Here is a 24,487-nt window from a genome sequence, read left to right as displayed (position 1 = left end):
CCGATAAATCCGCTCCGCCCGGTTCAGTGCCGGGCGGCGGTCGCCTCGACCAGCCGCTCGACCAGCCATTCGAACGCCGGGCGGTCGGCAAAACTGTGCGATGCGGTGGGATAGGTGATCACTCTTGGATCACCGGCTGGCCACGTCTGGAAAAAGGCGCGCGCGGTCCGGTCCTCGTCCGCCAGCAGGATCGTCGCCGGGCCGTCGTACCTGGCAAGTCCTGCGGCAATGTCGGCCGCCAGCGCCGAGCCGTTCGGATGCACGGTGCCGATTGCCTGCTTCAACCCGCCTGCCAGACGGCGCAAGTCCACTTCGCCGCTGATCAGGCGCCACAGCGCGCGCGGGTTTGCCAGCCGGGCCAGATACCGGCTGCGCAGATCGGCAGCGGAATGGCTTGGCGCGGTATCGGCATCGAACGTCCACGGGTTGGCGAGCACCAGCGCGTCGATGCCAAGGTCTGCGCCGAACAGCATGAGCGCGCTGGCTGCGTCGCAGTTGCCGAACGCCACCAGTCGGCGCACTTGCGGCGTCGCGGCGCGGAAGGCAGCGATGGCGGCGGCGATATCTGGCTTGCTGGCGCGAAAGCCGCGGTTGGCGCCTTCGCTTTGCCCGATGCCGCGCCGATCGAATCGAAACACCGGCACACCGTTTGCGGCAAGCCGCGCTGCGAGTTGCGCCTGACCGCCCCAGCTTCCAGCGCGTACTTCGTTGCCGCCCGAAACGATCAGCAAACCGGTCATGCCGGTCGCCGCCTCGCTATCGAGCGTGGCAGCGAGTTGGGCGCCTTCGCACGCAAAAGTCAGGTGACGCCGGTTCACGCGGCGATGCTTTCGATGATCCGCCGGGCGAGCGCATCGGCTTGCGCGGCATCCTCGCCGGGTTCAGCGCGCAGCCACAATGCGCCACCGCCACCCAGATCCGACTGACGGATCTCGATCTGTCCTTCATCCTCGGCGCGCGCACTCTCAAGCCCGGCGATCAGCGCCGGACCGCACCGGTAGCCGGCCAGATCGAGTCCCTCGGTCCGCCCGACCTCGAGCAACGTGGCCATGTCCTCGTCCACACCGGCTTCGCGCGCGGCGAGCATGCGGGCGCGCAGCAACTGGCGCAGGATCGTGGCGCCCTTGACCGGTTCGAGCACCCAGCCGGGCAGGATCACCGGGAACACCAGCGCTCCGCCGCGCACCGCCAGCACGTGCGTTGCGGCAAAGTGGCGCGCGGCCTGCGCCATCGCGGCGCGCCATGCGTAAAGGCTCTGGTCCTCGAACCGTTGCGGGCTTTCGTTGCAGCCGGGCAAGTCGGGCAGGAAGCCATCGATCCCGCCAGCGTCAAGCCGCCGCAAGGTCTCGACCAGCAAGCGCCGGGTGCGGTTCATCTCCTCGAACAACGGCGGCACCACCAGCAGCCGAAAGCGGCGCTTGCGGTCGAACGCAACGGCCAGTTCATCGACCGGGCCGCCCGCGCCAGAACAAGGCCAGCGTGCGATCAAGCGGCGCGCTTCGCGTCGACAAAGGCCAGCAATGCGCCGAAGGTTTCGAGCAGGCTGCCGTCGATCTCGTCATCGGCAATGGTCAGATCGAAGCGCTCCTCGATCTCGCCCAGCAGCGTCGCCACTGCCATCGAATCAAGCTCGGGCAGCGCGCCGAACAGTCCGCTGTCCGGGCCAAGGGCAGCCGCGCGAACGGACGAAAGGCCGGTCACATCGACAAGGATCGCGCGCAAGGTCGCGTCAGTGGCATCATCAGGATCAGGACGACCGGACAAACTGGACAACTCCATTCGAGCAGCGATCTAGTCACTAGCAGGGCCATGAACAAGTCGGCGTGCAGCCATGCGTAGCAACCCCGGCCAATGGCGGACCGCGCCGGGACGAAAGGCTTCCACCCGCCAGCGCGGGCGCGTCGTGTCCATCCAGTCGCGCTTGTAGGGATCATCTCCGGTGCCGAAATCGACCAGCGCCACTTTGTCGCGGTCGATCACGTGCTCGAATAGCGCGGCGGTCAGCAGGGTTCCGGGGGAGTGGCTCGTCGCCGCATCGTCGTGCGCCAGTTTGTGGATGAAGGCGGTGCCGCCCTCGACGGTCCAGAATTGCGCAGCCACCGGCTGGCCGTCGATCAGGGCCAGTCCCAACCGCAACGCGCCCGCTGCACCCTCCATCTGCGCAAAACGGCGCAGGAAAGCGGGGCTGCCTTCGCTGGGCTTCCAACTGCGCGCATAGACGGCTTCATAGGCTGCCCAGTCAGCCGGATCGAAGGCGGTGGCGATGCGCAATTCCACGCGGCCCTTTGCCCGCTTACGCCGCACCGTTTCGCGCAAGGCTCCGGGGCGGGCGGCCCAGTATTCGGCAAAGGTGCGGCCGTTGACCGGCAACACGTGGTTGGTGTCGCTGCGGCGGCTCGCGCCGATCCAGCCCGACCGGCGGAATGCTGTTGAGAGCAGCGCAGCCTCCGGCTCGCCCAGCGGCGCAAAGGATACGGCGCCGAACTGGACAAGGCTGCGGGCGATGGCCGCCAGAAGCGCTGCGGCTTGGGCTGGGGTAGCGCCATGGAAGAGCGGCCCAGCGGTGAAGCTGTACCAGTTCGCCAGTCCATGGACTGCGCCCTTTTCGACGCGATAGGGCAGCGCGGCCAGCGCGCCGTCCGCTTCATGCGCCACGGCGACGCTGCAATGCTGACCGGGAAGGCATTCTGCTGCCAGCAGAGCCAGCCAGTCCAGCCGGGAGAACGGCGTGCTGGCGGCACCGCGCGCGCTCAGCGCTGACAGACGCGGATCGGCTAACGCTTCGGCAATCGTGCTGTGATACACTGCAACCAACGCCTGAAATTCCTCCGCTTATCCCGTGCGAGCCCCGTTTGCTGTCCGAGCCCGATCCTGTTGTCCGTCCACTAGACCACCTGGCCCTGCAGGGCGAGGCCGAGGCTCCGGCACTGGTGCTGCGCGACCACACGCTTAGCTATGAGGCGTTAAATCGGCGTGTAGGGCAACTGGCAGCGTGGTTGCAGGGTATGTCGCTTGCGCCAGGCGCGCGGGTGGCGACCTGGTTGCCCAAGACCGAACTGGCCTGTCTGATGCCATTGGCAGCTGTGCGCGCCGGGCTGGTGCATGTGCCGGTTAACCCCTTGCTCAAGCGCGCGCAAGTGGCGCACATCCTGACCGACAGCGGCGCCAGCTTGCTGGTTTCGGCGCCCGCACGACTTGCCAGCCTGCTACCGGGCGATGCGGCGGCGGCGCGCCTTGTCGACGAGGCTGCGGTCTGGATAGACGTCGCGTTGCTTGAGCCGCTGCCGCCTTCGCGGGCGGCGCCCGACAGCCTTGCCGCGATCCTTTACACCAGCGGATCGACCGGTGCGCCCAAGGGCGTGATGCTCAGCCAGACCAACTTGTGGCTGGGTGCGGTCAGCGTGGCGCATTACTTGCGGCTGGCGGCGGATGACCGTGTGCTGGCACTGTTGCCGCTGGCGTTCGATTATGGCCAGAACCAGTTGTTGAGCGCCTGGTACGCCGGGGCCCGCGTGGTGCCCGCCGACTTCCTGCTCGCGCGCGATGTGGTGCGGCTGGTCGAACGGCATGGCGTGACGACGCTGGCGGCGGTGCCTCCGCTGTGGCGGCAACTGCTCGACGTGCCGTGGACCGATGCCGCCGCCGGCGCGCTGCGGCGCTTGACCAACAGCGGCGGCGCGCTGACCGAGACGCTGGTGCGGGCGCTGCGCAGCACCTTTGCGCAAGCCGAGCTTTACCCGATGTACGGGCTGACCGAGGCGTTCCGCTCCACCTTCCTCGATCCCGCGCTTGTCGATGCTCATCCCACCGCGATCGGACGGGCGATCCCGTTTGCCGAAGTGCTGGTGGTGAACGATGCGGGAGAGATCGCCGCGCCCGACGAGGAGGGCGAACTGGTCCATTGCGGCCCGCTGGTGGCGCAAGGATACTGGCAGGACGCCGCGCGCACGGCCGAACGGTTCCGTCCGGCGCCAGCGTTCGCCGCGCAAACGGGCATCGCGGTGTGGTCGGGCGACCGGGTGCGGCGCGATGCGGCGGGGTTGCTGCACTTTGTCGGACGGCGCGACGCCATGATCAAGACGATGGGCCATCGCGTCAGCCCGCAGGAGGTTGAAGATGCAGCGCTGGCCACCGGGCTGGCCAGCGAAGCGGTCGCGCTCGGCGTTGCTGACCCGGTGGCAGGGCAGGTGATTCACTTGTTCGCACGCGGGCCGGACAACGGTGGAAACGAGGCCGCAGCGCTGCGTCATGCGCTGATGCAGGATTTGCCCGGCCACATGGTGCCGCGCGCGATCCATTGGCGCGAAGCCTTGCCGATCGGTCCCAATGGCAAGCTCGATCGCGCCGCGCTTTACCGCGAATTGACACAACCCGGGGCAGAACCGCCACGATGAAGCCGCTGGGCCCCATTCCTGCAGGATTCGCGGTGAGCGATGGCGAACTGGTGATCGCCGGGTGCAAGGCCAGTGCGCTCGTCGCGCAGGCCGGACAGACGCCGCAGTTTGTCTATGACGGAGCGCTGGTGGCGCAGCGCATCGCGCAAGTGCGCACGGCCATGCCGCCGGGGCTGGGCTTGCACTATGCGATCAAGGCAAATCCGTTTGCGCCGTTGCTGGCGATGATGGCGCCGCTGGTCGACGGTTTCGACATCGCTTCGGCTGGTGAACTGACGCTGGCACAGGTGGCGGGCATGGCGGCGGCGCGCATCAGCTTTGCCGGGCCGGGCAAACGCGATGCGGAACTGGCAAGCGCCATTGCCGCAGGCGCAACGCTCAACCTTGAATCGGTGCGTGAGGCCGAGCGGGCCTTGCATGTGGCGAACCGGCTTGGCGTGACCCCGCGTCTGGCGATCCGGGTGAACCCCGATTTCGCATTGGGTGGATCGGGCATGAAGATGGGCGGCGGGGCCAAGCCCTTCGGCCTTGATGCGCAAGAGGTTCCCGCACTGGCGCGACGTCTGGTGGCGGCGGGCTGCGACTGGCGGGGACTGCACGTCTATGCCGGCAGCCAGTCGCTCGACGCCGCAGCGATCGGCGCGGCGCAGGCGGCGACGATCGCGCTTGCCGGACGAATCGGCGAACAGGCCGGTGTGCCGATCCCGGCGTGCAACCTGGGCGGCGGGTTCGGCATTCCCTATTTTGCCGCCGACCGCCCGCTCGATCTTGGCGCGGTCGGCGCGGCACTGGGTGAGGCGCTGGAACGGCGACCGACAGAACTGGCCAAGACCGCCTTCAGCATCGAACTGGGGCGCTATCTGGTTGGGGAGGCGGGAGTCTATCTGACCCGAATCATCGAGCGCAAGGAAAGCCGGGGCGCGGTTTTCCTGATCACCGATGGCGGGCTGCATCACCAACTGGCGGCTAGCGGCAATTTCGGCACCGTCATCCGCCGCAACTATCCGGTTGCGATTGCGACACGGATGGACTGGCCGGTGACAGAAGAAGCCAGCATCGTGGGCTGCCTGTGCACCCCGCTTGACGTCCTGGCCGAACGCGGCGGCTTTCCGCGCGCCGACGAGGGCGATCTGGTGGCGGTGTTCTGCGCCGGAGCCTATGGCGCCAGTGCCAGCCCGATGGCGTTTCTGGGACATGGCCCCGCACAGGAACTGTTAATCGCACCCGAACGATGATGGGCCACGCAAGCAATGTCCCGGAACGGCACCAACTTGCCGTTCTGCTTGCCGCCGGGCCCGTCCTTGCTAACAAGGCTAACGGTATCTTCACCCTTTTTGGCGATAGCCGATAGCAAGACCGAAGCCCGCGATGGTCCCGCAACGGGACAGCAAGCGTGCCTTCCGGCCTTGCGCGTAAAGGATGGTTCATGCCGAACAACCGCCGTTTCTCACGTCTGGTGCTCGGGTTGGCGCTCGCCAGCCTGACGTTGACCGGGTGCGCGGGCGCTGCGGGTAGCGGCGCGCAATTGCCGGCCGCCAGCTTCGTGGCATTGCAGGAAGGGCCGGGCGAGGAATACGTGATCGGCCCGCTCGACGAGTTGACGATTTTCGTCTGGCGCAACCCGGAACTGGGCGCATCGGTCCAAGTGCGACCCGACGGACGCATCACCACCCCGCTGATCACCGACATGCCGGCCGTGGGCAAGACACCCTCGATGCTGGCCGAAGATATCAAGCTGCAACTGTCGCAATACATTCAGGAACCGATCGTTTCGGTGATCGTCAACAAGTTCGCCGGTACTTTCAGCCAGCAGGTGCGGATCGTCGGGGCGACCGAAAAGCCCGCCTCGCTGCCCTATCGCGCCAACATGACGCTGCTTGACGCGATGATCGCGGTCGGCGGGCTGTCCGAATATGCTGCGGGCAACCGCGCGCGGCTGGTCCGCTTCGACAAGACCACCGGCAAGCAGAAGGAATACGCCGTGCGCATTGCCGATCTGCTGCGAAAGGGTGATACTCGCGCCAACGTGATGCTGATGCCGGGCGATGTGATCATCATCCCGGAAAGCACGTTCTGAGCGGGCGGTCGGGTCGGATAGCGCGATGAACACCATCTTCGAAGAAGTGCGGATCGCGCTTTACAGCATCTGGCATCGCCGCTGGGTGGCGCTGGGTGTGGCCTGGCTGGTGTGCCTGCTCGCATGGCTGGTCGTGGCCGGCATCCCCAACAGTTATGAATCCAAAGCGCGCATTTTCGTGCAGATCGACGACGTGCTGTCCGACCAGATCGGCATCGGCGGCGACCGGCGGCGCGATATCGAGCGGGTGCGTCAGACCCTGACCAGCGCGGTCAACCTTGAAAAAGTCGTCCGTGCCACCCGGCTGGGCGACAAAGTGACCAACGACAAGGCGATGGAGAGCGCGGTTGCGGGCCTTGCCGGGTCGGTCAAGGTGGTCAGCCAGCAGGACAACCTGTTCGAAATCAGCGCGAGTTCGGGCCGTCGCGCCTATACCGACGCCGAAAATGCCAAACTGGCGCAGGACGTGGTGCAGAAGATGATCGACATCTTCCGCGAGGAAAACCTTGCAGGCGGTCGCGGCGAGATGACCGATACGCTTGCCTTCATGGACCAGCAACTGGCCGACCGTCAGAAGGATCTCGAAGCGGCCGAACAGAAGCGGCAGGAATTCGAGGGCAGGAACGCCGCGCTGATGCCGGGCACGGGTTCGGTAACGGCCAAGTTGGAAGGCGCGCGCAGCGAGTTGCGCGGCGTCGAATCCGATCTGCTCGCGGCGCAAAGCGCGCTCGGCTCGATCAGCGGGCAATTGGCCGGAACGCCGCCGACGATCACCGTGCCGGGCGCCAGCGGCGGGGCCAAGGGCGCGCTGTCGCAGGCGCAGTCCGACCTTGCCGGGATGCGCGCCAAGGGGCTGACCGATGGGCACCCCGACGTGATCGCGCTCAAGGCGCAGATCGCCCAGCTAGCGCGCGCGGCTGCTGCCGAAGGTGGACACGCCGGTACGCCCAACCCGGCTTACGCCTCGCTCCAGTCGATCAGGGCCGACCGTCAGGCAACGATGGTCTCGCTGCAATCGCGCAAATCGTCGTTGCAGCAGGAAATCGCGCAATTGACCTCGCAACAGTTCAGCGAACCGGCGGTTGCCGCCGAAGCATCGCGGATCAATCGCGATTATGACGTGCTGAAAGAGCAGTACGACAAGTTGCTGCGCGACCGCGAGCAATTGCGCCTGCGCGGCCAGGTCGAAAGCGAGCGCAACGCGGTGAAGTTCGAGGTCATCGATCCGCCCTCGACGCCGCGCAAGCCTTCGGCTCCTGATCGGCCGATGCTGCTGACTTTGGTGATGATCGTGGGACTTGGCGCAGGCTGCGGTGCGGCGTTCGGTCTTGGCCAGTTGCGCTCGACGTATGCCACCACCGGCCAGTTGGAGCGCGCGACCGGCATGCCGGTGCTCGGCTCGGTTTCGCTGACGATGACTCGCGCCGCGCGCGCCCTGCACTGGCGCCAGCTCAAATGGTTCGCCGGTGGCGCCGCCGGGCTGGTCGTCGTGCTACTGCTGTTGCTGGCGGTGGAGTTCATGAAGCGGGGCATGGTCGCATGATGCTGGGGATACCGTCATGACCGACAAACAGCCTATTCCTCGGCCACAGCAGCCTGAGGCAGGCGATCCTGCAGTGGACGCGCCCCGGACCGCTTCACCGCGCGCAGACGCACCCGTGCCACGCCGTTCTTCGCTGATCGAGCGCGCCGCCGGAACCTTCGATTTCCGCGCCATGGTGGCCCCGCCGGTGCCGCCGGTCGCGGCCAAAGCGCCTGCTGCCCCGCCTGCTGCCCCGCCTTACGGACCGATTGCTCGTCATGCGGAGGTCACGCCGCAGCCGGAACCATTGCCCGAAGCATTGCCCGAGCCTGTCGAGCCGCTGCCGCAAGTGTCGGCCGCCGATGCCGATGCGCCGGCACCGTTCGCGCCGCCCCCGGCGATCGGGCGCGAGCCTCCGCCGGTCGTGCCGGTGACGGCGCGCGCGCAGGCCGCCGCGATGGCTTCGGGTCGCAACGCGCAAGTCTTTCGCGGTCACTTCCATCCGATCGACCGTCACCACTTGCGCGAACAGGGCCTGATCGAACCCGAAGGCCCGATCACCGGGCTGTTGGAAGAATTTCGCATCGTCAAACGCCAGTTGCTGCTGACTGCCGCCGAATCGCGGCTGGGCCGGGGCGCACCGCATGGCGAGCGCATCCTGATCTGTTCGGCGCATCCGGGCGAGGGCAAGACGTTCTGCGCGGTCAACCTTGCGCTGTCGATCGCGGCCGAGCGCGACAACGAAGTGCTGCTGGTCGACGCCGACTTTGCCAAGCCTTCGGTGCTCTCGACGCTGGGGTTGCCCGGCGGGCCGGGCTTGATGGACGTGTTGGTCGATGAAGATCTGGTGGTCGAGGACTATATCCTTGGCACCGACGTGCCGGGGCTGTTCGTGCTTCCCGCCGGAAATTCCAGCGGGCAGGATACCGAATACCTTGCCTCTGCGCGCACCAGCGAAGTGCTGGCGCGGCTGACGGCGCAGGCGCCCAGCCGCATCGTCATCTTCGACAGCCCACCGGTGCTGGCGGCATCGCCTGCCAGCGAACTGGCGGCGCACGTCGGACAGGCGGTGATGGTGGTCCGCGCCGACCAGACCGGAGAGGCCGCACTGCGCGATGCGGTGAACATCCTGTCAGGCTGCGACGACATCAAGTTGTTGCTCAACGGAACCCGTTTCTCGCCCACCGGACGTCGCTTCGGCACGTATTACGGATACAAGGAATGAGCGCGATGCAAAGCAGCGCCCAGGCCATCGTCAGCTTGCGATCATTGGCACTGGCATCGGTCGCCATCGGCGGCGCAAGCTGGCTGGCGCTGGCTGCCACGCCCGCATCGGCCCAGCAGCAACTCGCCTATGCAGGGATCGACGCCACCGGTTCCGAGGAGGTCGCAACCGACAGCGGCGATACTGACGACACCCGTTCCAGCCGCAAGGCCGCGCGCGCCCGGAACGGCGGGCGCGGCAATCAGGGCGGCCATTCCGCGCGCGGGGTCGGCAGTGGCGTGCGCACGCGGGTGCAACCCTACCTGGAGCTGACGCAGAACCTGCTGGCGCAGTTGAAGCCGGGCAACGACGTGGTGACTTATACCGCGATCGCCGCCGGGGTCGAAGTGGCGCTTGATGGGCGGCGCACGCAAGGCGCGGTTTCGGTGCGCTATGAACGCCGCTTTTCCGAAAAGGGCCGGTACGGCAGCGGCGACACGATCTCGGGCCTCGCCCGCGTGAAGCACGATCTTGTCCCGCGCACCTTGAGTATCGAGGCGGGCGGCTTTGCCGGACGCACGCGGCTGGAGGCGGGCGGCGGTGCCTCGCTGGGAGCACTGGCCAACAGCGATTCGGTCAGTCAGGTGTGGTCGGTCTATGCCGGGCCCAACTTGTCGACCCATGTCGGGCAAGTCGCGGTGGGTGCAAACTATGGCGTTGGGTATACCCAAGTTCAAAGCCCGCGCCGCCAGTTGAGCGTGCCGGGGCTGGCGGCCACCGACTTGTTCAACCATTCGGTGTCGCAGTCGGCCACGGTTTCAGCGGGCGTGCGGCCCAGGGTCATCGGCCCGGTCGGCCTGACCGCCAGCGCCGGATGGGCGCAAGAGGACATCACCAACCTTGACCAGCGCGTGCGCGAATACCGCGCCGGGTTGCAGGCGACCTTGCCGATCTCGCTCGAACTGGCACTGGTCGGCGATCTGGGCTGGAACGAAGTGACCGTGTCGTCGCGCGACGCCTTGCGCAACGCCGATGGCAGCGCGGTGATCGGCAGCGACGGCCGCTATGTCACCGACAAGAGCAAGCCGCGCCAGCTTGCCTATCAGACGCGCGGACTCACATGGGATGTCGGCGTGATGTGGCGGCCGAGCCGTCGCACCTCGCTGTCGGCCTTTGTCGGACGGCGCTATGACAGCACGACTTATTATGGCTCGTTCAGCTATGCGCCCAACGAGCGGAGCAATCTGGGCATCAGCGTTTATGACGGGATTTCCGGCTTCGGATCGAGCCTGAACAACGCGGTCAAGCAGTTGCCGACCGACTTCGAGACCACCCGCAATCCGTTCAGCGGTGATATCAACGGCTGCGCCAACGGATCGTCGGGCGGCGGCTGCGTCAACGGCGCGCTTGGTTCGCTTTCGTCATCGGTATTCCGTGGCCGCGGCGTGAACGCGACGTATGCTCACCGCATCGGCCGGATGCAGGCAGGCATCGGTGCGGGCTACGCACGACGCAAGTTCATCGGCGCGGCGGGCACTGTTCTGGCGGTGGCCAACGGCACGGTGGATGAAAACTACTACGTCAGCGCCGGGCTGTCGGGACCGATCGATCGCCGATCAAGTTTCAGTGTCGGCGCCTATGATAGCTGGTACAAGAACGGGCGCAGCACGCTGGCCGATGTCAACAGCTATGGTGTGACCGGGTCTTACTCGCGCGAACTGGCCGAGCGCTTGCACGGCACGGCCGCAGTGGGGCTGCAGGGGATAAGCCGCAAGGCGACGCCCGACGAACTCGTGCTGACCGGCCTTGTCGGCCTGCACTATTCATTCTGAAGGGGCGGAAGGGTCGCCGATGTTCGACACGTATTACAACTTTTCCGCCCGCCCGTTCCAGCTCACGCCGGACCCCGATTTCTATTTCGAGAGCGCAACGCACCGCAAGGCTCTGTCGTATCTGGGCTATGGTCTGGCGCAGGGCGAAGGTTTCATCGTCATCACCGGTGAGGTCGGCGCGGGCAAATCGACGCTGGCAGCCCACCTGCTCGCCTCGATCGACCGCGAACGGCTGACAGCGGCGCAGATCGTGACGAGCAGGCTGGATGGCGATGAACTGGTCCATCTGGCTGCGCGGGCCTTTGGCATCAACGTTTATGGCCACGACAAGGCGAGCGCGCTTGGCCGCATCGAAAGTTTTCTGCACGACGAAGCGCGCGCCGGGCGCCGCTGCCTGCTGGTGGTGGATGAGGCGCAGAACCTTTCGGTCGAGGCGCTGGAAGAACTGCGCATGCTGTCCAACTTCCAGTTGGGCGCGCATCCGCTGCTGCAAATCCTGCTGCTGGGCCAGCCTGAATTCCGCACGCTGTTGCGCACCTCGCCGCAGTTGGAGCAGTTGCGTCAGCGGGTGATCGCGACGCACCACCTTGAACCGATGGGTGCTGACGAAGTCGGCCCTTATGTCGAACACCGGCTGGCACGTGTCGGCTGGCGCGGCGTACCGAGCTTCGAGGTGCGACTGTACGGCGAACTGGCGCGCGCGACCGGGGGCCTGCCACGACGCATCAACCAGTTGCTCAACCGCCTGCTGCTGATGGGCGCGGTCGAACAGCGCGCGCGCATCGACGTGGCCATGCTGGAGGAAGTTCTGGCCGATCTGGCCGAGGATCAGCAATCCGGCACTGGTCAGCCCGCTCCCGCGCCAGCACCTGCGCCCGTGGTTGCAGCCGAGCCGGCGCCGATCGCGCTTGAGGTCGAGCCGACGCCGCTGCCGTCTTCGCCGCCTCCGCAAGATGCCGTGGCGCAGCAAGCGACCGATGCCGAACCGCAGCCTGTAGCGGACGACAATGCCGAACTGGCGCGCGCCATGGCGGGTTACTCGGAGCAGATCGCCGAACTGCAGCAGGCGGTGATCGAGCTGGCCGAAATGCGCAACCATGCGCCAGACCCTGCGCCCGAAGCGCTGGTCGATGCTGCGGCGGACGCCTCTCGGGCAGAGCGCGATGCCCATTTTGCACAAGTCATGGCGGCGCTCGGCGAAGTCTCCGCCCGGCTCGACGCCATCGAGGCGCGCACCGCCGACCAGAACGAGGCGATCCGCCACGTGCTGACCATGCTGATCGAATGGATCGAGACCGAAAACCGCCAGTCGCTGGCGGCTTGATCACCAATCCGACGAAGGAGTGCAGTGCGTCGCCATGCCCGGAGCAACGGCCCCAGACAGTGCGGCGAGCGCCTTGATCAACGGCCTTTCGGTCGATGTCGAGGATTGGTTCCAGGTCGGCGCGTTCGAAAACGTGATCGACCGCGGCACGTGGGATGGGCTCGATCTGCGGGTCGAGCACAACTGTGACGCGATCCTGCAGATGTTTGCCGATGCCGGGGTCCGAGGCACGTTCTTCACGCTCGGCTGGGTGGCGCAGCGGGTGCCTGCGCTGATGCGCCGGATCGCGAACGAAGGCCACGAGATCGCCAGCCATGGCTGGGACCATGCGCGGGTGTTCACGCTGACCCGCGATGGCTTTGCAGCGGACCTGATCCGCGCGCGCAACGTGCTGCAGGAACTGACCGGGCAAGCGGTGACAGGCTATCGCGCGCCCAGTTTCTCGATCGATGCGCGCAATCGCTGGGCGCACGAAGTCTTGGCCGAACAGGGGTATGCCTACTCGTCCAGCGTCGCCCCGATCGTGCACGACCACTATGGCTGGCGCGAGGCGCCGCGCTTTGCCTTCCGCCCCGTCGCGGGCGCGGCGCTGCTTGAAGTGCCGGTGACGACCGCCGAAGTGGCCGGGCGGCGGCTGGCGGCGGGTGGTGGCGGGTTCTTCCGTTTGTTGCCTTATGCGCTGTCGCGCTGGGCGATAGGCCGGGTCAATTCCCGCGACCAGCGCCCGGCATTGACGTATTTCCACCCGTGGGAAATCGATCCCGACCAGCCGCGCGTAGCGAACGCGCCATGGAAGTCAAAGGTGCGCCACTATACCAACCTGTCGGTCATGGCGCCCAAGCTGGTCCGCCTGTTGGCCGACTTCCGCTGGGGGCGGATGGACGAACTGGCGGCGCGCGAAGCCTTGCGGGTCGATGCGGAGAACCGGGCATGAATGCGCCGTTCCTTGGGCGAGCAAGCCTGCTCGATCACCGCATACGCCGCGCCGATCCGGGCGACCGGCCTGCGATCGTTCGGTTTCTGGCACAATGCCCCGAAGCCACCGCGTTCCACCGGCTCGAATGGCTCGATGCTGTCGAGGCGGCCACCGGCCATCCCGCGCACATCCTGCTGGCCGAGCGCGATGGCCAAATCACCGCGCTTTTGCCGCTCCATGCCGCGCATTCACCGCTGTTCGGTCGCGCATTGGTGTCCACCGGCTTTGCCGTGGGCGGCGGAGCGATCGGCGATCCGGCGGACGCGACCGCGCTGGCGCAAGCCGCATGCGAACTGGCCCGGCGGTTGACCTGCCCGACGCTGGAACTGCGCGGCGGCGCCCTGCCTGAAGGCTCCGGCTGGCAGGTGAAGCGCACCTCGCACGCCGGGTTCGTCCGCGCGCTGGCAACCGACGATGAAGCCGAACTGCTCGCCGTACCGCGCAAACAGCGCGCCGAAGTGCGCAAAGGTCTGGCCCATGGTTTCGAGATCCGCACCGGCGCCAGCGCGCAGGATCGCGCGGCGCATTATGCCGTCTACGCCGAATCGGTGCGCAATCTGGGGACGCCGGTGTTTCCGCGTGCGCTGTTCGATGCGGTGCTAGACCGGTTCGGGCCTGATGCCGATATCCTGACGGTTGTGCACGAAGGGGCGCCAGTCGCCTCGGTTCTGAGCCTGTATCATCGCGGGGCGGTGATGCCGTATTGGGGCGGGGGCGTGTTTGCCGCACGGGCGCTGCGCGCCAACGACGTGATGTACTACGCGCTGATGAACCATGCACGTGGGCGCGGTTGCGACCGCTTCGATTTCGGCCGCTCCAAGACCGATACCGGCGCATTCCATTTCAAGCGCAACTGGGGGTTCGTGCCCGAACCGCTGGCCTATGCGCACTGGACTGCCGACGGCGCGCCGGTGCGCGACGTGAACCCGTTGAGCCCGCGCTATCGCGCCCAGATCGCGCTGTGGCAGAAACTGCCTTTGGCGCTGGCCAACCGGCTGGGGCCGCTCATCTCTGCCGGTCTGGCCTGAGCGCGGCGCTGGCCTTGGGCGAAATCCTGTTTCTGGCGCACCGGGTACCGTTCCCGCCCGACCGGGGGGACAAGATCCGTTCGTGCCACTTGTTGCGCGCACTGGCAGCGCTGGCGCCAGTTCATGTCGGGTGCATTGGCGATGACGGCGATACGCCGGAAGCGCTTGCTGAACTGGCCAGCCTTGCTGCGAGTCATTGCGTGGCACGTCGTGCCGGCCCCCTGCCGCTGGTCGCGGCGCGTGCGCTGGTGCAGGGGCGCCCGATCAGCGTGGCGGCGTTCGCATCAGAAGCGCTGCGCGATTGGGTAAGGCACGTGCTGGCCACCCGTCCGGTAACGACGATCTTCGTCTTTTCCGGGCAGATGGCGCAATTTGTGCCCGACGGCTTCACCGGGCGGGTGGTGATGGACTTCGTCGATGTCGATTCGGCCAAGTTCGAGGCTTATGGCGCTACCGGACGCTGGCCGATGCGCTGGGTCTACCAGCGCGAAGGGCGTCTGCTGCGCCGGTTCGAGGATCGCACCGCGCGTCGCGCGACGACCTACCTGTTTGTCAGCGCCGAGGAAAAGGCGCTGTTCGAGGCGCGGCTGGGCCGTCGCACCGGCATCGACTTGTGCACTTTGGGCAATGGCATCGATTGGCATGGTTATGACCCCGCCGTCATTGCACCCGCGCCCGAAACGCTTGGCGGCGCGGTGCAACTGACCTTTACCGGGCAGATGGATTATCCCCCCAACGTGGTTGCCGCCGAATTGTTCGCGCACGCGGTGATGCCGTCGATCCGTGCAGCTCATGCCGATGCCGTATTCAATGTCGTCGGGCGTGCGCCAATCCCCGCCGTCCGCGCATTGGACGGTGTGAACGGCACGCGGGTGACCGGTGAGGTGCCCGACGTGAAGCCCTGGCTGGCCGGATCGACGCTGGTTGTGGCTCCGCTCGCGATTGCGCGGGGGGTGCAGAACAAGGTGCTTGAAGCGATGGCCATGGCGCGGCCGCTGATCGTCACCCCTGGCGCCGCCACCGGGATCGGCGCGCAAGATGGCGTGCACCTGCGCATCGCCGAAAGCCCGGCCGAGATGGCGGCCCGCGCACTGGCGCTGATCGCGGACCCGGCCGGCGCTGCGGCCATGGGCGAAGCTGCGCGAGCCTACGTCGTCGCAAGGTTCGGCTGGGAGCGGGTTTCGCGGGATTTGCGCGCCTTGGTCGAAGGGGCGCAGGATGCCGCCTGAGACTGTCAATCCGGCGGATCTGCCGCCCTTGCAACGGCTGATCGTGCGTCTGATCGACCGCGTTCCGGTGTTCTGGCGTGGCCCGCTGCTGCGGCTGACGCTGGCATGGGTGGTGCTGTTCGTGCTGTTCCTGCCCGATTGGCGCGCGATGGCGTGGCAGTGGTGGGACAGTTCGACCTACAACCATATTCTGATGGTTCCCGCGATCCTTGTCTGGCTGGTCAGCCAGCGGACGGCCGCGCTGGCGCGATTGCAGCCATCGACCTGGTGGCCGGGCCTGCTGGTCTGTGCAGGAGCGCTGTTCGTGTGGCTGCTGGGCGAATTCGCCGGGCTGGCCATGGCGCAGCAACTTGCGGCAGTGGTGCTGCTGCAAGGCAGCGCGCTGACGGTGCTCGGCCCACAAGTGGCAGCGGCCTTGCTGTTTCCGCTTGGCTACATGGTGTTTCTGGTCCCCTTCGGCGACGAACTGATCCCCACGCTCCAGACCGTGACGGCGCGCCTGACCATGGCGTTCTTGGCCATCAGCCAGGTGCCTGCGACCATCGATGGTGTGTTCATCACCACCCCCGGAGGCTACTTCGAGGTGGCTGAAGCGTGCTCGGGGGTGAAGTTCCTGATCGCGATGATTGCCTATGGCACGCTGGTCGCCAACGTCTGCTTTCGCCGTTGGCCGCGCCGTGCGGCATTTATGGCGGCGGCAGTGGTCGTTCCGATCCTTGCCAACGGTCTGCGCGCATGGGGCACGATCTGGATCGCCGGTTGGTACGGCATCGCGTTCGCCTCGGGCTTCGACCATGTGTTTTATGGCTGGTTCTTCTTCGCCTTCGTGATGGCGCTGGTGATGGCGGTCGGATGGCGTTTTTTCGACCGGGCGATCGATGATCCGATGGTAGATCCCGCCGCAATATTGGCATCCCTCTTGCTGGATCGACTGGCGGCCTTGCGCATCGGCAATGGCGCGGCGCTGGGCGCATTGGCCGGCCTGTGCGCTTTGTTTCTGGGCTGGGCCGCGCTCGCCGAGCGGATGGCGGCTCCTCTCCCGGCCGATCTCGCACTTCCGCAAGTTCGCGGCTGGAGCATGGTCGCGCTTGGTTCGGGCGCGGAATGGATGCCGCTTCATGGCGGCGCCGACCGACGCCTGCGCGCGCGCTATGGCGATGCCGCAGGGCACGTGGTGGACTTGTCCTTTGCGCTGTATGACCGGCAGACCGACGGCAAGGAAGCGGGCGGCTTTGGTCAGGGCGCGCTCCCGCTGGGCAGCCACTGGGCGTGGGAGCGGGCGGGACCGGACTTCGCCTTTGGCAAAAGCGACGTAATTCAGGCGCCGGGGCCGGTCCACCGGCTGGCGGTGACGTGGTACCGCGACGGTGGGGTCATCACCGGCAGCAACTTGCGGTTGAAGCTGGCCAACATGCTCGACCGGTTGCTGCTGCGCCGCCGCGCTACCGCAACTCTGATCCTGTCGGCGCAAGACGGGCAGGGCCCGGCGCCCGCCGATCTGATCGAGCGGTTCCGCAGCGCGGGCGGGCCGTTGCCCGCATGGTTCGATCACATCGCTAGCGGCCAGAATCAGGGAGCGCGCTGAACGATGTGCGGGATTGCGGGCATTTTTCACACCGAGGGGCTCAAGCCAGTCGATCCGGCGCGGCTCGAACGGATGCTGACGGTCGCGGCGCATCGCGGGCCTGATGGTCAAGGGGTGTGGACCGCGCCGGGCGTAGGGCTGGGCCACCTGCGGCTGGCGATCATCGATCTGGCCGGATCGCCCCAGCCGATGGCCAGCACCGATGGCAGTGCCATGCTGGTGTTCAACGGCGAGATCTACAACTTCCGTGAATTGCGCGCAGAACTGGCCGCGCAAGGCGCCACATTCCACACCGATGGTGACAGCGAGGTGATCCTTGCCGCCTGGCAGCGGTGGGGCGTCGACTGTCTGCCGCGCCTGAATGGCATGTTCGCCTTTGCACTCTATGATCTGCGGCAGCGCACGCTGCTGCTGGCGCGTGACCGGCTGGGGGTGAAGCCCCTGCACATGGCCACGCTGGCCGATGGCAGCGTGATCTTCGGGTCCGAACTGAAACAGCTGCTGGCGCATCCTTCGTTGCGGCGCGATGTCGATCCGCTGGCGGTGGAGGACTTCATGGCGTGGGGCTTTGTCCCCGATGCCCGCGCGATCCTGAAGGGCGTCGAGAAGCTGCCCGCAGGCCATTACCGCCTGCTGCGCCACGACGCCCCGCCGCCACCGCCGGTGCAGTGGTGGGACATCTCCTTCACCGAGCGCGCAAGGGGCAGCGCCGCCGATCTTGAAGCGGAGTTGCTGCACCATCTGCGCGAAGGCGTGACCTCGCGGATGGCGGCGGATGTGCCGCTGGGCGCGTTCCTTTCGGGTGGGGTCGACAGTTCGAGCGTAGTCGCGCTGATGGCCGAGGCCTCGCGCGATCCGGTCAAGACCTGCTCGATCGGCTTCGATGTCACAGCACTAGACGAAACCGCCTATGCCAGCCGAGTCGCCGCCCAGTTCGGCACCGAGCATTATCAGCGAACCGTGTCGGCCGACGACTTCTCGCTGATCGACCGGCTGGCCGCGATGTTCGATGAGCCGTTTGCCGATGCCTCGGCGCTGCCGACGTTCCGGGTGTGCGAACTGGCGCGCGAGCATGTCACCGTGGCTCTGTCGGGCGATGGTGCGGACGAGGCCTTTGCCGGGTATCGCCGCCAGACTTTCCAATATCGCGAGGATCAGGCGCGCAAGCTCTTGCCACAAGCCTTGCGCGGACCGCTGTTCGGCACGCTGGGCGCGCTCTACCCCAAGCTTGATTTCGCGCCGCGTCCGCTGCGGGCCAAGGCCACGCTGCAAAGCCTCGCCCGCAGCAGCGAAGAAGGCTATGCGCGTTCGTTGAGTGTGACCTCGGCCGAAGCGCGCGATGCGCTTTACACCGACGATTTCCGCAAGTTGCGCGGCGATTATCGCGCCGAACAGCCTGTCGTCGAACTGATGCGCAACGCGCCTGCGCGCAGCGGACTGGATCGCGCACAGTATGCCGATCTCAAGTTCATGCTGCCGGGCGATATCCTGACCAAGGTCGATCGTGCCAGCATGGCGGTCAGCCTTGAAGCGCGCGAGCCTCTGCTCGATCACCGGCTGGTGGAATTCGGTGCACGCCTGCCAGAAGGACTGCGGGTGCGCGGTCAGACCGGCAAATGGATACTCAAGCAGACGATGCGCCGGTACTTGCCCGATGACGTGCTGTTCCGCTCGAAGATGGGCTTCGTCACGCCGATCGCGGCGTGGCTGCGCGGGCCACTGGCCGATCAGGCGCGCGCGATCGTCCGGTCGGGCACGCTGGCGCAGACCGGCTGGTTCGATCCGGCGCGGGTGTCATCGCTGGTCGAAGGCCACATCAGCGGCCGAGCCGATCACAGCAGACTTCTGTGGCAGTTGCTGATGCTCGAACGCGGCCTCGATCGCTGCCTGGGAAACGTCGGCTAGCGAGCGCTACCGGCAAAGCGTTGCCCAGTGAAAGACTTGCCAAGCCTTGCCAAACACTTGGGCGCCTGCCGCGCGCTTGGTAAGCTAATATAAACCATTGGTCCCTAGCCTCGGCACTCAATGCTTTACGCTGAGGCTTGATGCGACGGATTTTGCGATCACCTCTTGGAATCAGCCTCTTGATCAGCCTTGCATTATGGCTGTTCGGGGCCGGAGGAGTCATAAATCACGCATTCTGGAACGCCGAGTACAAATTTTACGGTGAACCTGCGCCCAAGTCGATCGTGCTGGTCGCCACGGACGAGATCCATGATGGCGGTTCTTTCGACTATGCCCGGCTGCTGCAAAAGCTTCGCCAGCAGGGCGTCGCGCGCGTGTTCTTCGACACCAAGATCCCGTATGGTCTGAGTAAGAGCGGTGACACACGGTTGCGGGAGGAGATCGCCGCCTTCGGCAATCGGCTGGTGATGGTCGTACGTGCGCAAAAGCTGGATAGTTTCGAAGCCGACGTGTTCCGGTTTCCTCCTCCCGACATTGCAGCGCGAGCACCGATCGCGGTGTCGGCCTGGAACGCCGATTTTCTCTATTATGTGAAGTCGGGCCCCTATTCGGTGGCTATCGGCAACACCCGCTATCCTACGGTGAGCGCTGAGCTGGCCGGCGTGCAGGGATCTGACGGCGCGACATTCGAACCCGATTTCGCGATGGATCCGGCCACGATACCGCGCATCTCGGGGCTACGACTGCTCGACGGTGCGGTCCCGGCGGAGACATTGCGCGGCAAGCAGGTGCTGGTCACCAATACCGCGCAGACACCATCGGCTGGCTTCTTCGGGCACGAAATTGTCGGTCAGTATGCAGCCGACATCGCAGGGGCTGTTGCTCTGCATAAACCGCTCAACTTGTCGTTGGGCATCTTTCCGCTGCTGCTTCTGGCAAGCGCTTCGGTCTGGCTTGCGCACCGTTCGACATCGCGGTTGCACAAATCATTGCTCTATGGCGGGGCTGTTTGGGCAACGTTGCTGGTGCCTGTACCTCTGCGCACAATGGGCATTGTCGTCGAACCAGAAGCGGCGATGCTGCTGCTGCTGTTCTATTCCCTGATCCGGATGTGGCAAAAACGAACCCGACGCATTCAGCACACCAGTGCATCGGGCTTACCCAATCTTCTGGCGATTTCCACCAGGCAGATCGAGATCGGCCGTGACGTTATCGTCGCGGTCATCGCGCGTTATGAGGAAATGCTCGCGACCCTGCCGCAGGATCTGCACGGCGAATATGCCCGCCAGATCGCCCGGCGCATTTCGGTAGGGTCCGGCACCGATGATATCTTCCACGGCGATGGCGGCCATTTTGCCTGGACCGAAGAGGCCCGCCCGCTGGAAATGCAGCTAAGCCACCTTGAAGGTATGCGAGCGCTGTTTTCGGCTCCGTTGCAGATCGGGCCGCATACCTTCGACACCACGATCCACTTCGGGCTCGATCGCAACGAAGGGCTCGATGCGCTGACCCGGGTCAATTCGGCGCTGGCCAGTGCGAACGAGGCTTTGAACAACGGCCGGGCCATCGAATTGTTCGAAGCGCATCGGCTGGCTGAGGCGCCGTGGGAACTGTCGCTGCACGCCCGGATCGACGAGGGCTTGCGCAATGGCGACATCTGGCTGGCGTTCCAGTCGCAGTGGGATGTTCCGCGCGGTCGGATCTGCGGTGCCGAAGCCCTGATCCGCTGGAACCACCCGACGCGTGGCCCGATCGCACCCGATGCCTTCATCCTCCATGCCGAGCGGGCTGGGCGGATTGACGCGTTGACCTATTGGGTGCTGGAGCAGGCGATCACCGCTGCGCACAAACTCAATGCGCTTGGGCAGCGGTTCCAGATGAGCGTCAACTTGTCCGCGCAGATGGTCGACAAGGCCGATCTGGTCACCAATTTCGCCGAGATCGTCCGGCGCCGCGCGATCGACCCGACCCTGCTTACGATCGAGATCACCGAGACATCTAGCGTGCGGAACCGGCCGGCCGCCTGTCACAATCTCACCCAGCTACGCAAGATGGGCTTCCGCCTGTCGATCGACGATTTCGGCACCGGCGAGGCCAGCCTTGCCTATCTTGCCGATCTGCCCAGCGACGAGTTGAAGCTGGATCGACGCTTTGTCAGCAAGGTCGTGACCAGCGAACGCGACCGCACCATTGTCACCAGCACGATCCACCTTGCCCATGCCCTGGGGCAAGTGGTGGTGGCAGAAGGGATCGAGGATGCGGCGACGTTTGCGTTGCTCCGCGACCTCGGTTGCGACCACGCGCAGGGCTATTATCTTGGCCGCCCGCAACCCTTTGCGGTGTTTGAGCGGGAATATCAGGCCAGCATATTGCGCCAAACTGGTAGTGTTTAGAACTTGTTAACCATCTAGGCGAATGGTAAATGGAAATCCTCTCAGTGGATGGAGGGTTTCAATGACTTTTGCACATGTATGGTTCGACATTCTGAAGTTCCTGTTCCGTTGATCGTGGTTGCACGAAGCCTGACGGCTTAGTGCGCCAAGTTCACGGAATGCCAAAAACGGCGTGATTCCTTGGTTTGTTGACGATCCTGGATCGCTCGCAGGGCAAGGTAATCAGACCAGCCGATACCGGAGGCTCAAGCCCTATGGCTTGAGCCTCTTGCTATTTGAGGCACGCATTAACGCTCGTTTGAGTCGCGAATCACCTTTTGGTAACCATCTTTGGTAAGGTGATCGAGGCGCACCAACATCGATTGTCACATTTCGATACAGTCGGGGGAAGGAAGCTTCAAGGATGGCTGCAAAGGTTTTCCCCAAGTCTCGGGGCAAATGACTATGCGGTATTCCTTCCAGACCGACACACGCCAAGTTTTGAGGCGAGCCGGGTCAGCATTGCCTCAGCACCGAGTCAGTCGTCGCCGTGGCCCAATGCCAGATAATCCTGACTCTGCATTTCCATCAGCCGGCTGACCGTGCGATCGAACATGAAGCGGCCTTCGTCGTCGCCTTTGCCAGCGAAGTCATACAGCGCCTGAGGCTCGGCGTCGGCGGTGGCAATCAATTTGACTTTGTGTTCATACAGCGCGTCGATCAGCGTGATGAAGCGCATGGTCTCGTTGCGCCGCTCGGGGCCGAGCAGCGGGATCGCGACAACGATCACGGTGTGATAGTTGCGCGCGATGGCCAGATAGTCGGCTGCCCCGCGCGCATCCATGCACAACCGCTTGAAGCTGAACACGCCCACGCCTTTCAGGCTTTTGGGCACGTGGATCGTCCGCCCGGCGCCGACATCCAGATCGGTTGACGGCACGTGGGCGCTGTCCTCGGGCGGATAGTCGGTGAGGCGGAAGAACGCCTCGCGTACGGCTTCGGTCGCCACCGGACCGACCGGCACGTGCCATGTGCCCACGCCCCGCATCCGCTCCAGCCGGTAGTCGGTCGGCCCGTTGAGCGTCAGCACATCGAGCCGACTTTCGACCAGCGCGATAAACGGCAGGAAGTGCTCACGGTTGAGCCCGTCCTTGTAAAGCTGCGAAGGAGCCCGGTTGGAGGTGGTGACGATGGTGACATCGTGTTCCACGATCAGCGCGGTGAACAATCGGCTCATGATCATCGCGTCGGCGCTGTTGTTGACGACCATCTCGTCGAACGACAGCACGCGGCACTCGGCGGCGATCTGGGCGGCCACGGGCAGGATCGGGTCGCCGCCCTCCTTCTTGCGCTCCTCGCGCAGGCGGGCGTGAATATCGAGCATGAACTCGTGGAAGTGCGCGCGACGCTTGGCAGGAACGTCCAGGTTGTCGTGGAACAAGTCCATCAGCATCGACTTGCCACGTCCGACGCTGCCCCACATGTAGACGCCGCGCGATGGTGCGGCGCGCTTGCGTCCGAACAGCCTGCCGACCAGTCCCAGCGGTGGGGGAGCGGCCTCCAGCTCCTGCTGCAGGGCATCGAGTCGTTCTGCTGCGGCCGCCTGCTCAGGGTCGGGGCGCAATTCGCCTGCAGCGATGAGTTGAGCGTAACGGTCGGAAACCCGCATCGTGGTTCTGCTCACCGGCTCGACGGCTTGCGGATCGTCCCGTTGAAGGCCGCCACAAGGTTGTCGTCCTGCTCGATCAGCCCGCGCACGAAGACCAGGCGCCGCGTTTCGCGCAGCACTTCGACTACCGCGTCGAGTGGGTGGTTGATCCGTCCTGCGCCAATGAACTGGGTCGACAAGTCGAGCGTGACCGAACCGGCCGCATCGCCACCAAGCAGCAACCGCATACCGGCAAACAGCGCGATGTCGATCAACGCCAGCGTGACACCGCCATGCACTGCATCGAGCAGATTGGTGTGGCGGCGTTCAGGAGCCATGCGCAGCCGCACTCTGCGGCCACCGTCGGCATGATCCTCGATCCGAACCAGCATTTCGCCCATGGTTTGGGCGTTGAAGCGGGTCGGATCGGCCAGATTCCACGTCGACCAGCCGGGATGATAGGCGCTCGGTTCGAACACGAACCCGCTGGAAGGCGCAGTCATCGATCGGCCCGGCATAGCGGGGAACGCGCGCTCAGAGCGCGCGTTCGGCCTGCATCTTCTTGATTTCAGCGATCGCGCGCGCTGGCGACAGGCCCTTCGGGCAGACGTTGGCGCAGTTCATGATGGTGTGGCAGCGATAGAGGCGGAAGGGATCTTCCAACTCGTCAAGCCGTTCGCCAGTCATCTCGTCACGGCTGTCAGCCAGCCAGCGATAGGCCTGAAGCAGGATCGCGGGGCCGAGGAACTTGTCGGAGTTCCACCAATAGCTGGGGCACGAGGTCGAGCAGCACGCGCACAGAATGCACTCGTACAGGCCATCGAGCTTTTCGCGCTGTTCGGGGCTCTGCAGCCGTTCCTTGCCCGAGGGCGTGGGCGAAACCGTCTGCAACCACGGCCGGATCGAGGCGTACTGCGCATAGAAATGCGTGAAATCGGGAACGAGATCCTTGATCACTTCCATGTGCGGCAGCGGTGTGATCCGCACTTCGCCCTTCAGATCCTCGATCGCGGTGGTGCAGGCAAGGCCGTTGCGCCCGTTGATGTTCATCGCGCACGATCCACAAATGCCTTCACGGCACGAACGGCGGAAGGTCAGCGTCGGATCCTGATCGCTCTTCATCTTGATCAATGCGTCGAGCACCATCGGCCCGCACTGTTCAAGATCGATATCGAACGTGTCGTAGCGGGGATTTTCGCCGCTATCGGGGTCGTATCGGTATACCTTGAACTTCCTCACCCGACCGCTGGTGGCCGCAGCGTGGTGACGTGCCTTGCCGGTGATCTTGGAATTCTTCGGAAGCGAGAAGGTCGCCATGAACTTACCCCATTAGGATGCCGAATCGTCCTTAGCGCATACGTAGGCCGGGGCAAGGGGTTCAAATGGGCAGG

The 24,487-nt window shown here is 65.4% G+C and carries 20 protein-coding genes; 13 read left to right on the top strand and 7 right to left on the bottom strand.

What is annotated here, in order from left to right:
- Nucleotides 1–23: 23 nt before the first annotated feature.
- Genes LDN95_RS07760 through LDN95_RS07745 form a run of 4 tightly spaced genes read right to left on the bottom strand, consistent with a single transcriptional unit; the run spans nt 24 to nt 2,805 of the window.
- Nucleotides 24–818, bottom strand: a complete 795-nt coding sequence (locus tag LDN95_RS07760) for a hydrolase 1, exosortase A system-associated (RefSeq protein ID WP_226017082.1) — start codon at nt 816–818, stop codon at nt 24–26.
- Complete coding sequence (locus LDN95_RS07755; RefSeq protein ID WP_226017081.1) at nt 815–1,489, bottom strand: hypothetical protein; 675 nt, start codon at nt 1,487–1,489, stop codon at nt 815–817. Before LDN95_RS07755 ends, LDN95_RS07760 begins: the two co-directional genes overlap by 4 nt.
- Nucleotides 1,486–1,779 carry an acyl carrier protein gene (locus tag LDN95_RS07750; RefSeq protein WP_226017080.1) on the bottom strand — a complete coding sequence of 98 codons (294 nt, stop codon included), beginning with the start codon at nt 1,777–1,779 and terminating at the stop codon, nt 1,486–1,488. The genes LDN95_RS07755 and LDN95_RS07750 overlap by 4 nt, the downstream gene beginning before the upstream one ends.
- Before the next feature lie 12 nt (nt 1,780–1,791).
- The gene (locus LDN95_RS07745; protein ID WP_226017102.1) at nt 1,792–2,805 is read right to left on the bottom strand and encodes a GNAT family N-acetyltransferase; all 1,014 of its coding nucleotides are present in this window, start codon (nt 2,803–2,805) and stop codon (nt 1,792–1,794) included.
- Between the two features lie 47 nt (nt 2,806–2,852).
- On the opposite strand from LDN95_RS07745, the gene LDN95_RS07740 reads away from it, so the two are divergent.
- The 13 genes from LDN95_RS07740 to LDN95_RS07680 all read left to right on the top strand — a co-directional run bounded on the left by LDN95_RS07740 (nt 2,853) and on the right by LDN95_RS07680 (nt 21,469).
- Entirely contained in the window at nt 2,853–4,394 is a 1,542-nt protein-coding gene (locus tag LDN95_RS07740) for an acyl-CoA ligase (AMP-forming), exosortase A system-associated (protein ID WP_226017079.1), read from the top strand.
- On the top strand, nt 4,391–5,629 hold the full coding sequence (locus LDN95_RS07735) for a pyridoxal-dependent decarboxylase, exosortase A system-associated (RefSeq protein ID WP_226017078.1): 1,239 nt from the start codon (nt 4,391–4,393) through the stop codon (nt 5,627–5,629). The genes LDN95_RS07740 and LDN95_RS07735 overlap by 4 nt, the downstream gene beginning before the upstream one ends.
- Nucleotides 5,630–5,820: 191 nt before the next feature.
- A complete protein-coding gene (locus LDN95_RS07730) occupies nt 5,821–6,471 on the top strand; it encodes an XrtA/PEP-CTERM system exopolysaccharide export protein (RefSeq protein WP_226017077.1) in 651 nt (216 codons plus the stop codon).
- Nucleotides 6,472–6,496: 25 nt separating this feature from the next.
- Complete coding sequence (locus LDN95_RS07725) at nt 6,497–8,014, top strand: XrtA system polysaccharide chain length determinant (protein ID WP_226017076.1); 1,518 nt, start codon at nt 6,497–6,499, stop codon at nt 8,012–8,014.
- A 16-nt stretch (nt 8,015–8,030) separates the two neighbouring features.
- Entirely contained in the window at nt 8,031–9,218 is a 1,188-nt protein-coding gene (locus LDN95_RS07720; RefSeq protein WP_370631665.1) for an AAA family ATPase, read from the top strand.
- A 5-nt stretch (nt 9,219–9,223) separates the two neighbouring features.
- Nucleotides 9,224–11,029 carry a preprotein translocase subunit YajC gene (locus LDN95_RS07715; protein ID WP_226017075.1) on the top strand — a complete coding sequence of 602 codons (1,806 nt, stop codon included), beginning with the start codon at nt 9,224–9,226 and terminating at the stop codon, nt 11,027–11,029.
- 19 nt (nt 11,030–11,048) lie between these two features.
- Nucleotides 11,049–12,353, top strand: coding sequence for an XrtA/PEP-CTERM system-associated ATPase (locus LDN95_RS07710; RefSeq protein ID WP_226017074.1), 1,305 nt, complete (start codon nt 11,049–11,051; stop codon nt 12,351–12,353).
- 34 nt (nt 12,354–12,387) lie between these two features.
- On the top strand, nt 12,388–13,287 hold the full coding sequence (locus tag LDN95_RS07705) for an XrtA system polysaccharide deacetylase (protein WP_226017073.1): 900 nt from the start codon (nt 12,388–12,390) through the stop codon (nt 13,285–13,287).
- On the top strand, nt 13,284–14,357 hold the full coding sequence (locus LDN95_RS07700) for a FemAB family XrtA/PEP-CTERM system-associated protein (protein ID WP_226017072.1): 1,074 nt from the start codon (nt 13,284–13,286) through the stop codon (nt 14,355–14,357). Before LDN95_RS07705 ends, LDN95_RS07700 begins: the two co-directional genes overlap by 4 nt.
- A gap of 14 nt (nt 14,358–14,371) precedes the next feature.
- The gene (locus LDN95_RS07695) at nt 14,372–15,586 is read left to right on the top strand and encodes a TIGR03087 family PEP-CTERM/XrtA system glycosyltransferase (RefSeq protein WP_226017071.1); all 1,215 of its coding nucleotides are present in this window, start codon (nt 14,372–14,374) and stop codon (nt 15,584–15,586) included.
- The gene (xrtA, locus tag LDN95_RS07690) at nt 15,576–17,171 is read left to right on the top strand and encodes an exosortase A (RefSeq protein WP_226017070.1); all 1,596 of its coding nucleotides are present in this window, start codon (nt 15,576–15,578) and stop codon (nt 17,169–17,171) included. The genes LDN95_RS07695 and xrtA overlap by 11 nt, the downstream gene beginning before the upstream one ends.
- A gap of 3 nt (nt 17,172–17,174) precedes the next feature.
- The gene (locus LDN95_RS07685) at nt 17,175–19,076 is read left to right on the top strand and encodes an XrtA/PEP-CTERM system amidotransferase (protein ID WP_226017069.1); all 1,902 of its coding nucleotides are present in this window, start codon (nt 17,175–17,177) and stop codon (nt 19,074–19,076) included.
- A gap of 179 nt (nt 19,077–19,255) precedes the next feature.
- Nucleotides 19,256–21,469 (top strand): EAL domain-containing protein, encoded by a 2,214-nt coding sequence (locus LDN95_RS07680; RefSeq protein WP_226017068.1) that lies wholly within the window; start codon nt 19,256–19,258, stop codon nt 21,467–21,469.
- A gap of 517 nt (nt 21,470–21,986) precedes the next feature.
- On the opposite strand, the gene zapE is transcribed toward LDN95_RS07680, so the two are convergent.
- Genes zapE through LDN95_RS07665 form a run of 3 tightly spaced genes read right to left on the bottom strand, consistent with a single transcriptional unit; the run spans nt 21,987 to nt 24,413 of the window.
- On the bottom strand, nt 21,987–23,117 hold the full coding sequence (gene zapE, locus LDN95_RS07675; protein ID WP_226017100.1) for a cell division protein ZapE: 1,131 nt from the start codon (nt 23,115–23,117) through the stop codon (nt 21,987–21,989).
- Nucleotides 23,118–23,128: 11 nt separating this feature from the next.
- A complete protein-coding gene (locus tag LDN95_RS07670) occupies nt 23,129–23,599 on the bottom strand; it encodes a PaaI family thioesterase (protein WP_226017067.1) in 471 nt (156 codons plus the stop codon).
- Between the two features lie 31 nt (nt 23,600–23,630).
- Nucleotides 23,631–24,413 (bottom strand): succinate dehydrogenase iron-sulfur subunit, encoded by a 783-nt coding sequence (locus LDN95_RS07665; RefSeq protein ID WP_255630799.1) that lies wholly within the window; start codon nt 24,411–24,413, stop codon nt 23,631–23,633.
- Nucleotides 24,414–24,487: the final 74 nt, after the last annotated feature.

This window comes from Novosphingobium sp. FKTRR1, assembly GCF_020404405.1.
Lineage (GTDB): Bacteria > Pseudomonadota > Alphaproteobacteria > Sphingomonadales > Sphingomonadaceae > Novosphingobium.
The sequence above is the reverse complement of the archived record's forward strand: the minus strand, read 5'-3'. Positions and strand labels throughout refer to the sequence as shown.

Bases quoted from the DNA above. Each gene is read 5' to 3' on its own strand.
- LDN95_RS07750 (WP_226017080.1), bottom strand. From the start codon at position 1,779: ATGGAGTTGTCCAGTTTGTCCGGTCGTCCTGATCCTGATGATGCCACT.
- LDN95_RS07735 (WP_226017078.1), top strand. From the start codon at position 4,391: ATGAAGCCGCTGGGCCCCATTCCTGCAGGATTCGCGGTGAGCGATGGC.
- LDN95_RS07730 (WP_226017077.1), top strand. From the start codon at position 5,821: ATGCCGAACAACCGCCGTTTCTCACGTCTGGTGCTCGGGTTGGCGCTC.
- LDN95_RS07725 (WP_226017076.1), top strand. From the start codon at position 6,497: ATGAACACCATCTTCGAAGAAGTGCGGATCGCGCTTTACAGCATCTGG.
- LDN95_RS07720 (WP_370631665.1), top strand. From the start codon at position 8,031: ATGACCGACAAACAGCCTATTCCTCGGCCACAGCAGCCTGAGGCAGGC.
- LDN95_RS07715 (WP_226017075.1), top strand. From the start codon at position 9,224: ATGCAAAGCAGCGCCCAGGCCATCGTCAGCTTGCGATCATTGGCACTG.
- LDN95_RS07710 (WP_226017074.1), top strand. From the start codon at position 11,049: ATGTTCGACACGTATTACAACTTTTCCGCCCGCCCGTTCCAGCTCACG.
- LDN95_RS07705 (WP_226017073.1), top strand. From the start codon at position 12,388: ATGCCCGGAGCAACGGCCCCAGACAGTGCGGCGAGCGCCTTGATCAAC.
- LDN95_RS07700 (WP_226017072.1), top strand. From the start codon at position 13,284: ATGAATGCGCCGTTCCTTGGGCGAGCAAGCCTGCTCGATCACCGCATA.
- xrtA (WP_226017070.1), top strand. From the start codon at position 15,576: ATGCCGCCTGAGACTGTCAATCCGGCGGATCTGCCGCCCTTGCAACGG.
- LDN95_RS07685 (WP_226017069.1), top strand. From the start codon at position 17,175: ATGTGCGGGATTGCGGGCATTTTTCACACCGAGGGGCTCAAGCCAGTC.
- zapE (WP_226017100.1), bottom strand. From the start codon at position 23,117: ATGCGGGTTTCCGACCGTTACGCTCAACTCATCGCTGCAGGCGAATTG.
- LDN95_RS07670 (WP_226017067.1), bottom strand. From the start codon at position 23,599: ATGACTGCGCCTTCCAGCGGGTTCGTGTTCGAACCGAGCGCCTATCAT.
- LDN95_RS07665 (WP_255630799.1), bottom strand. From the start codon at position 24,413: ATGGCGACCTTCTCGCTTCCGAAGAATTCCAAGATCACCGGCAAGGCA.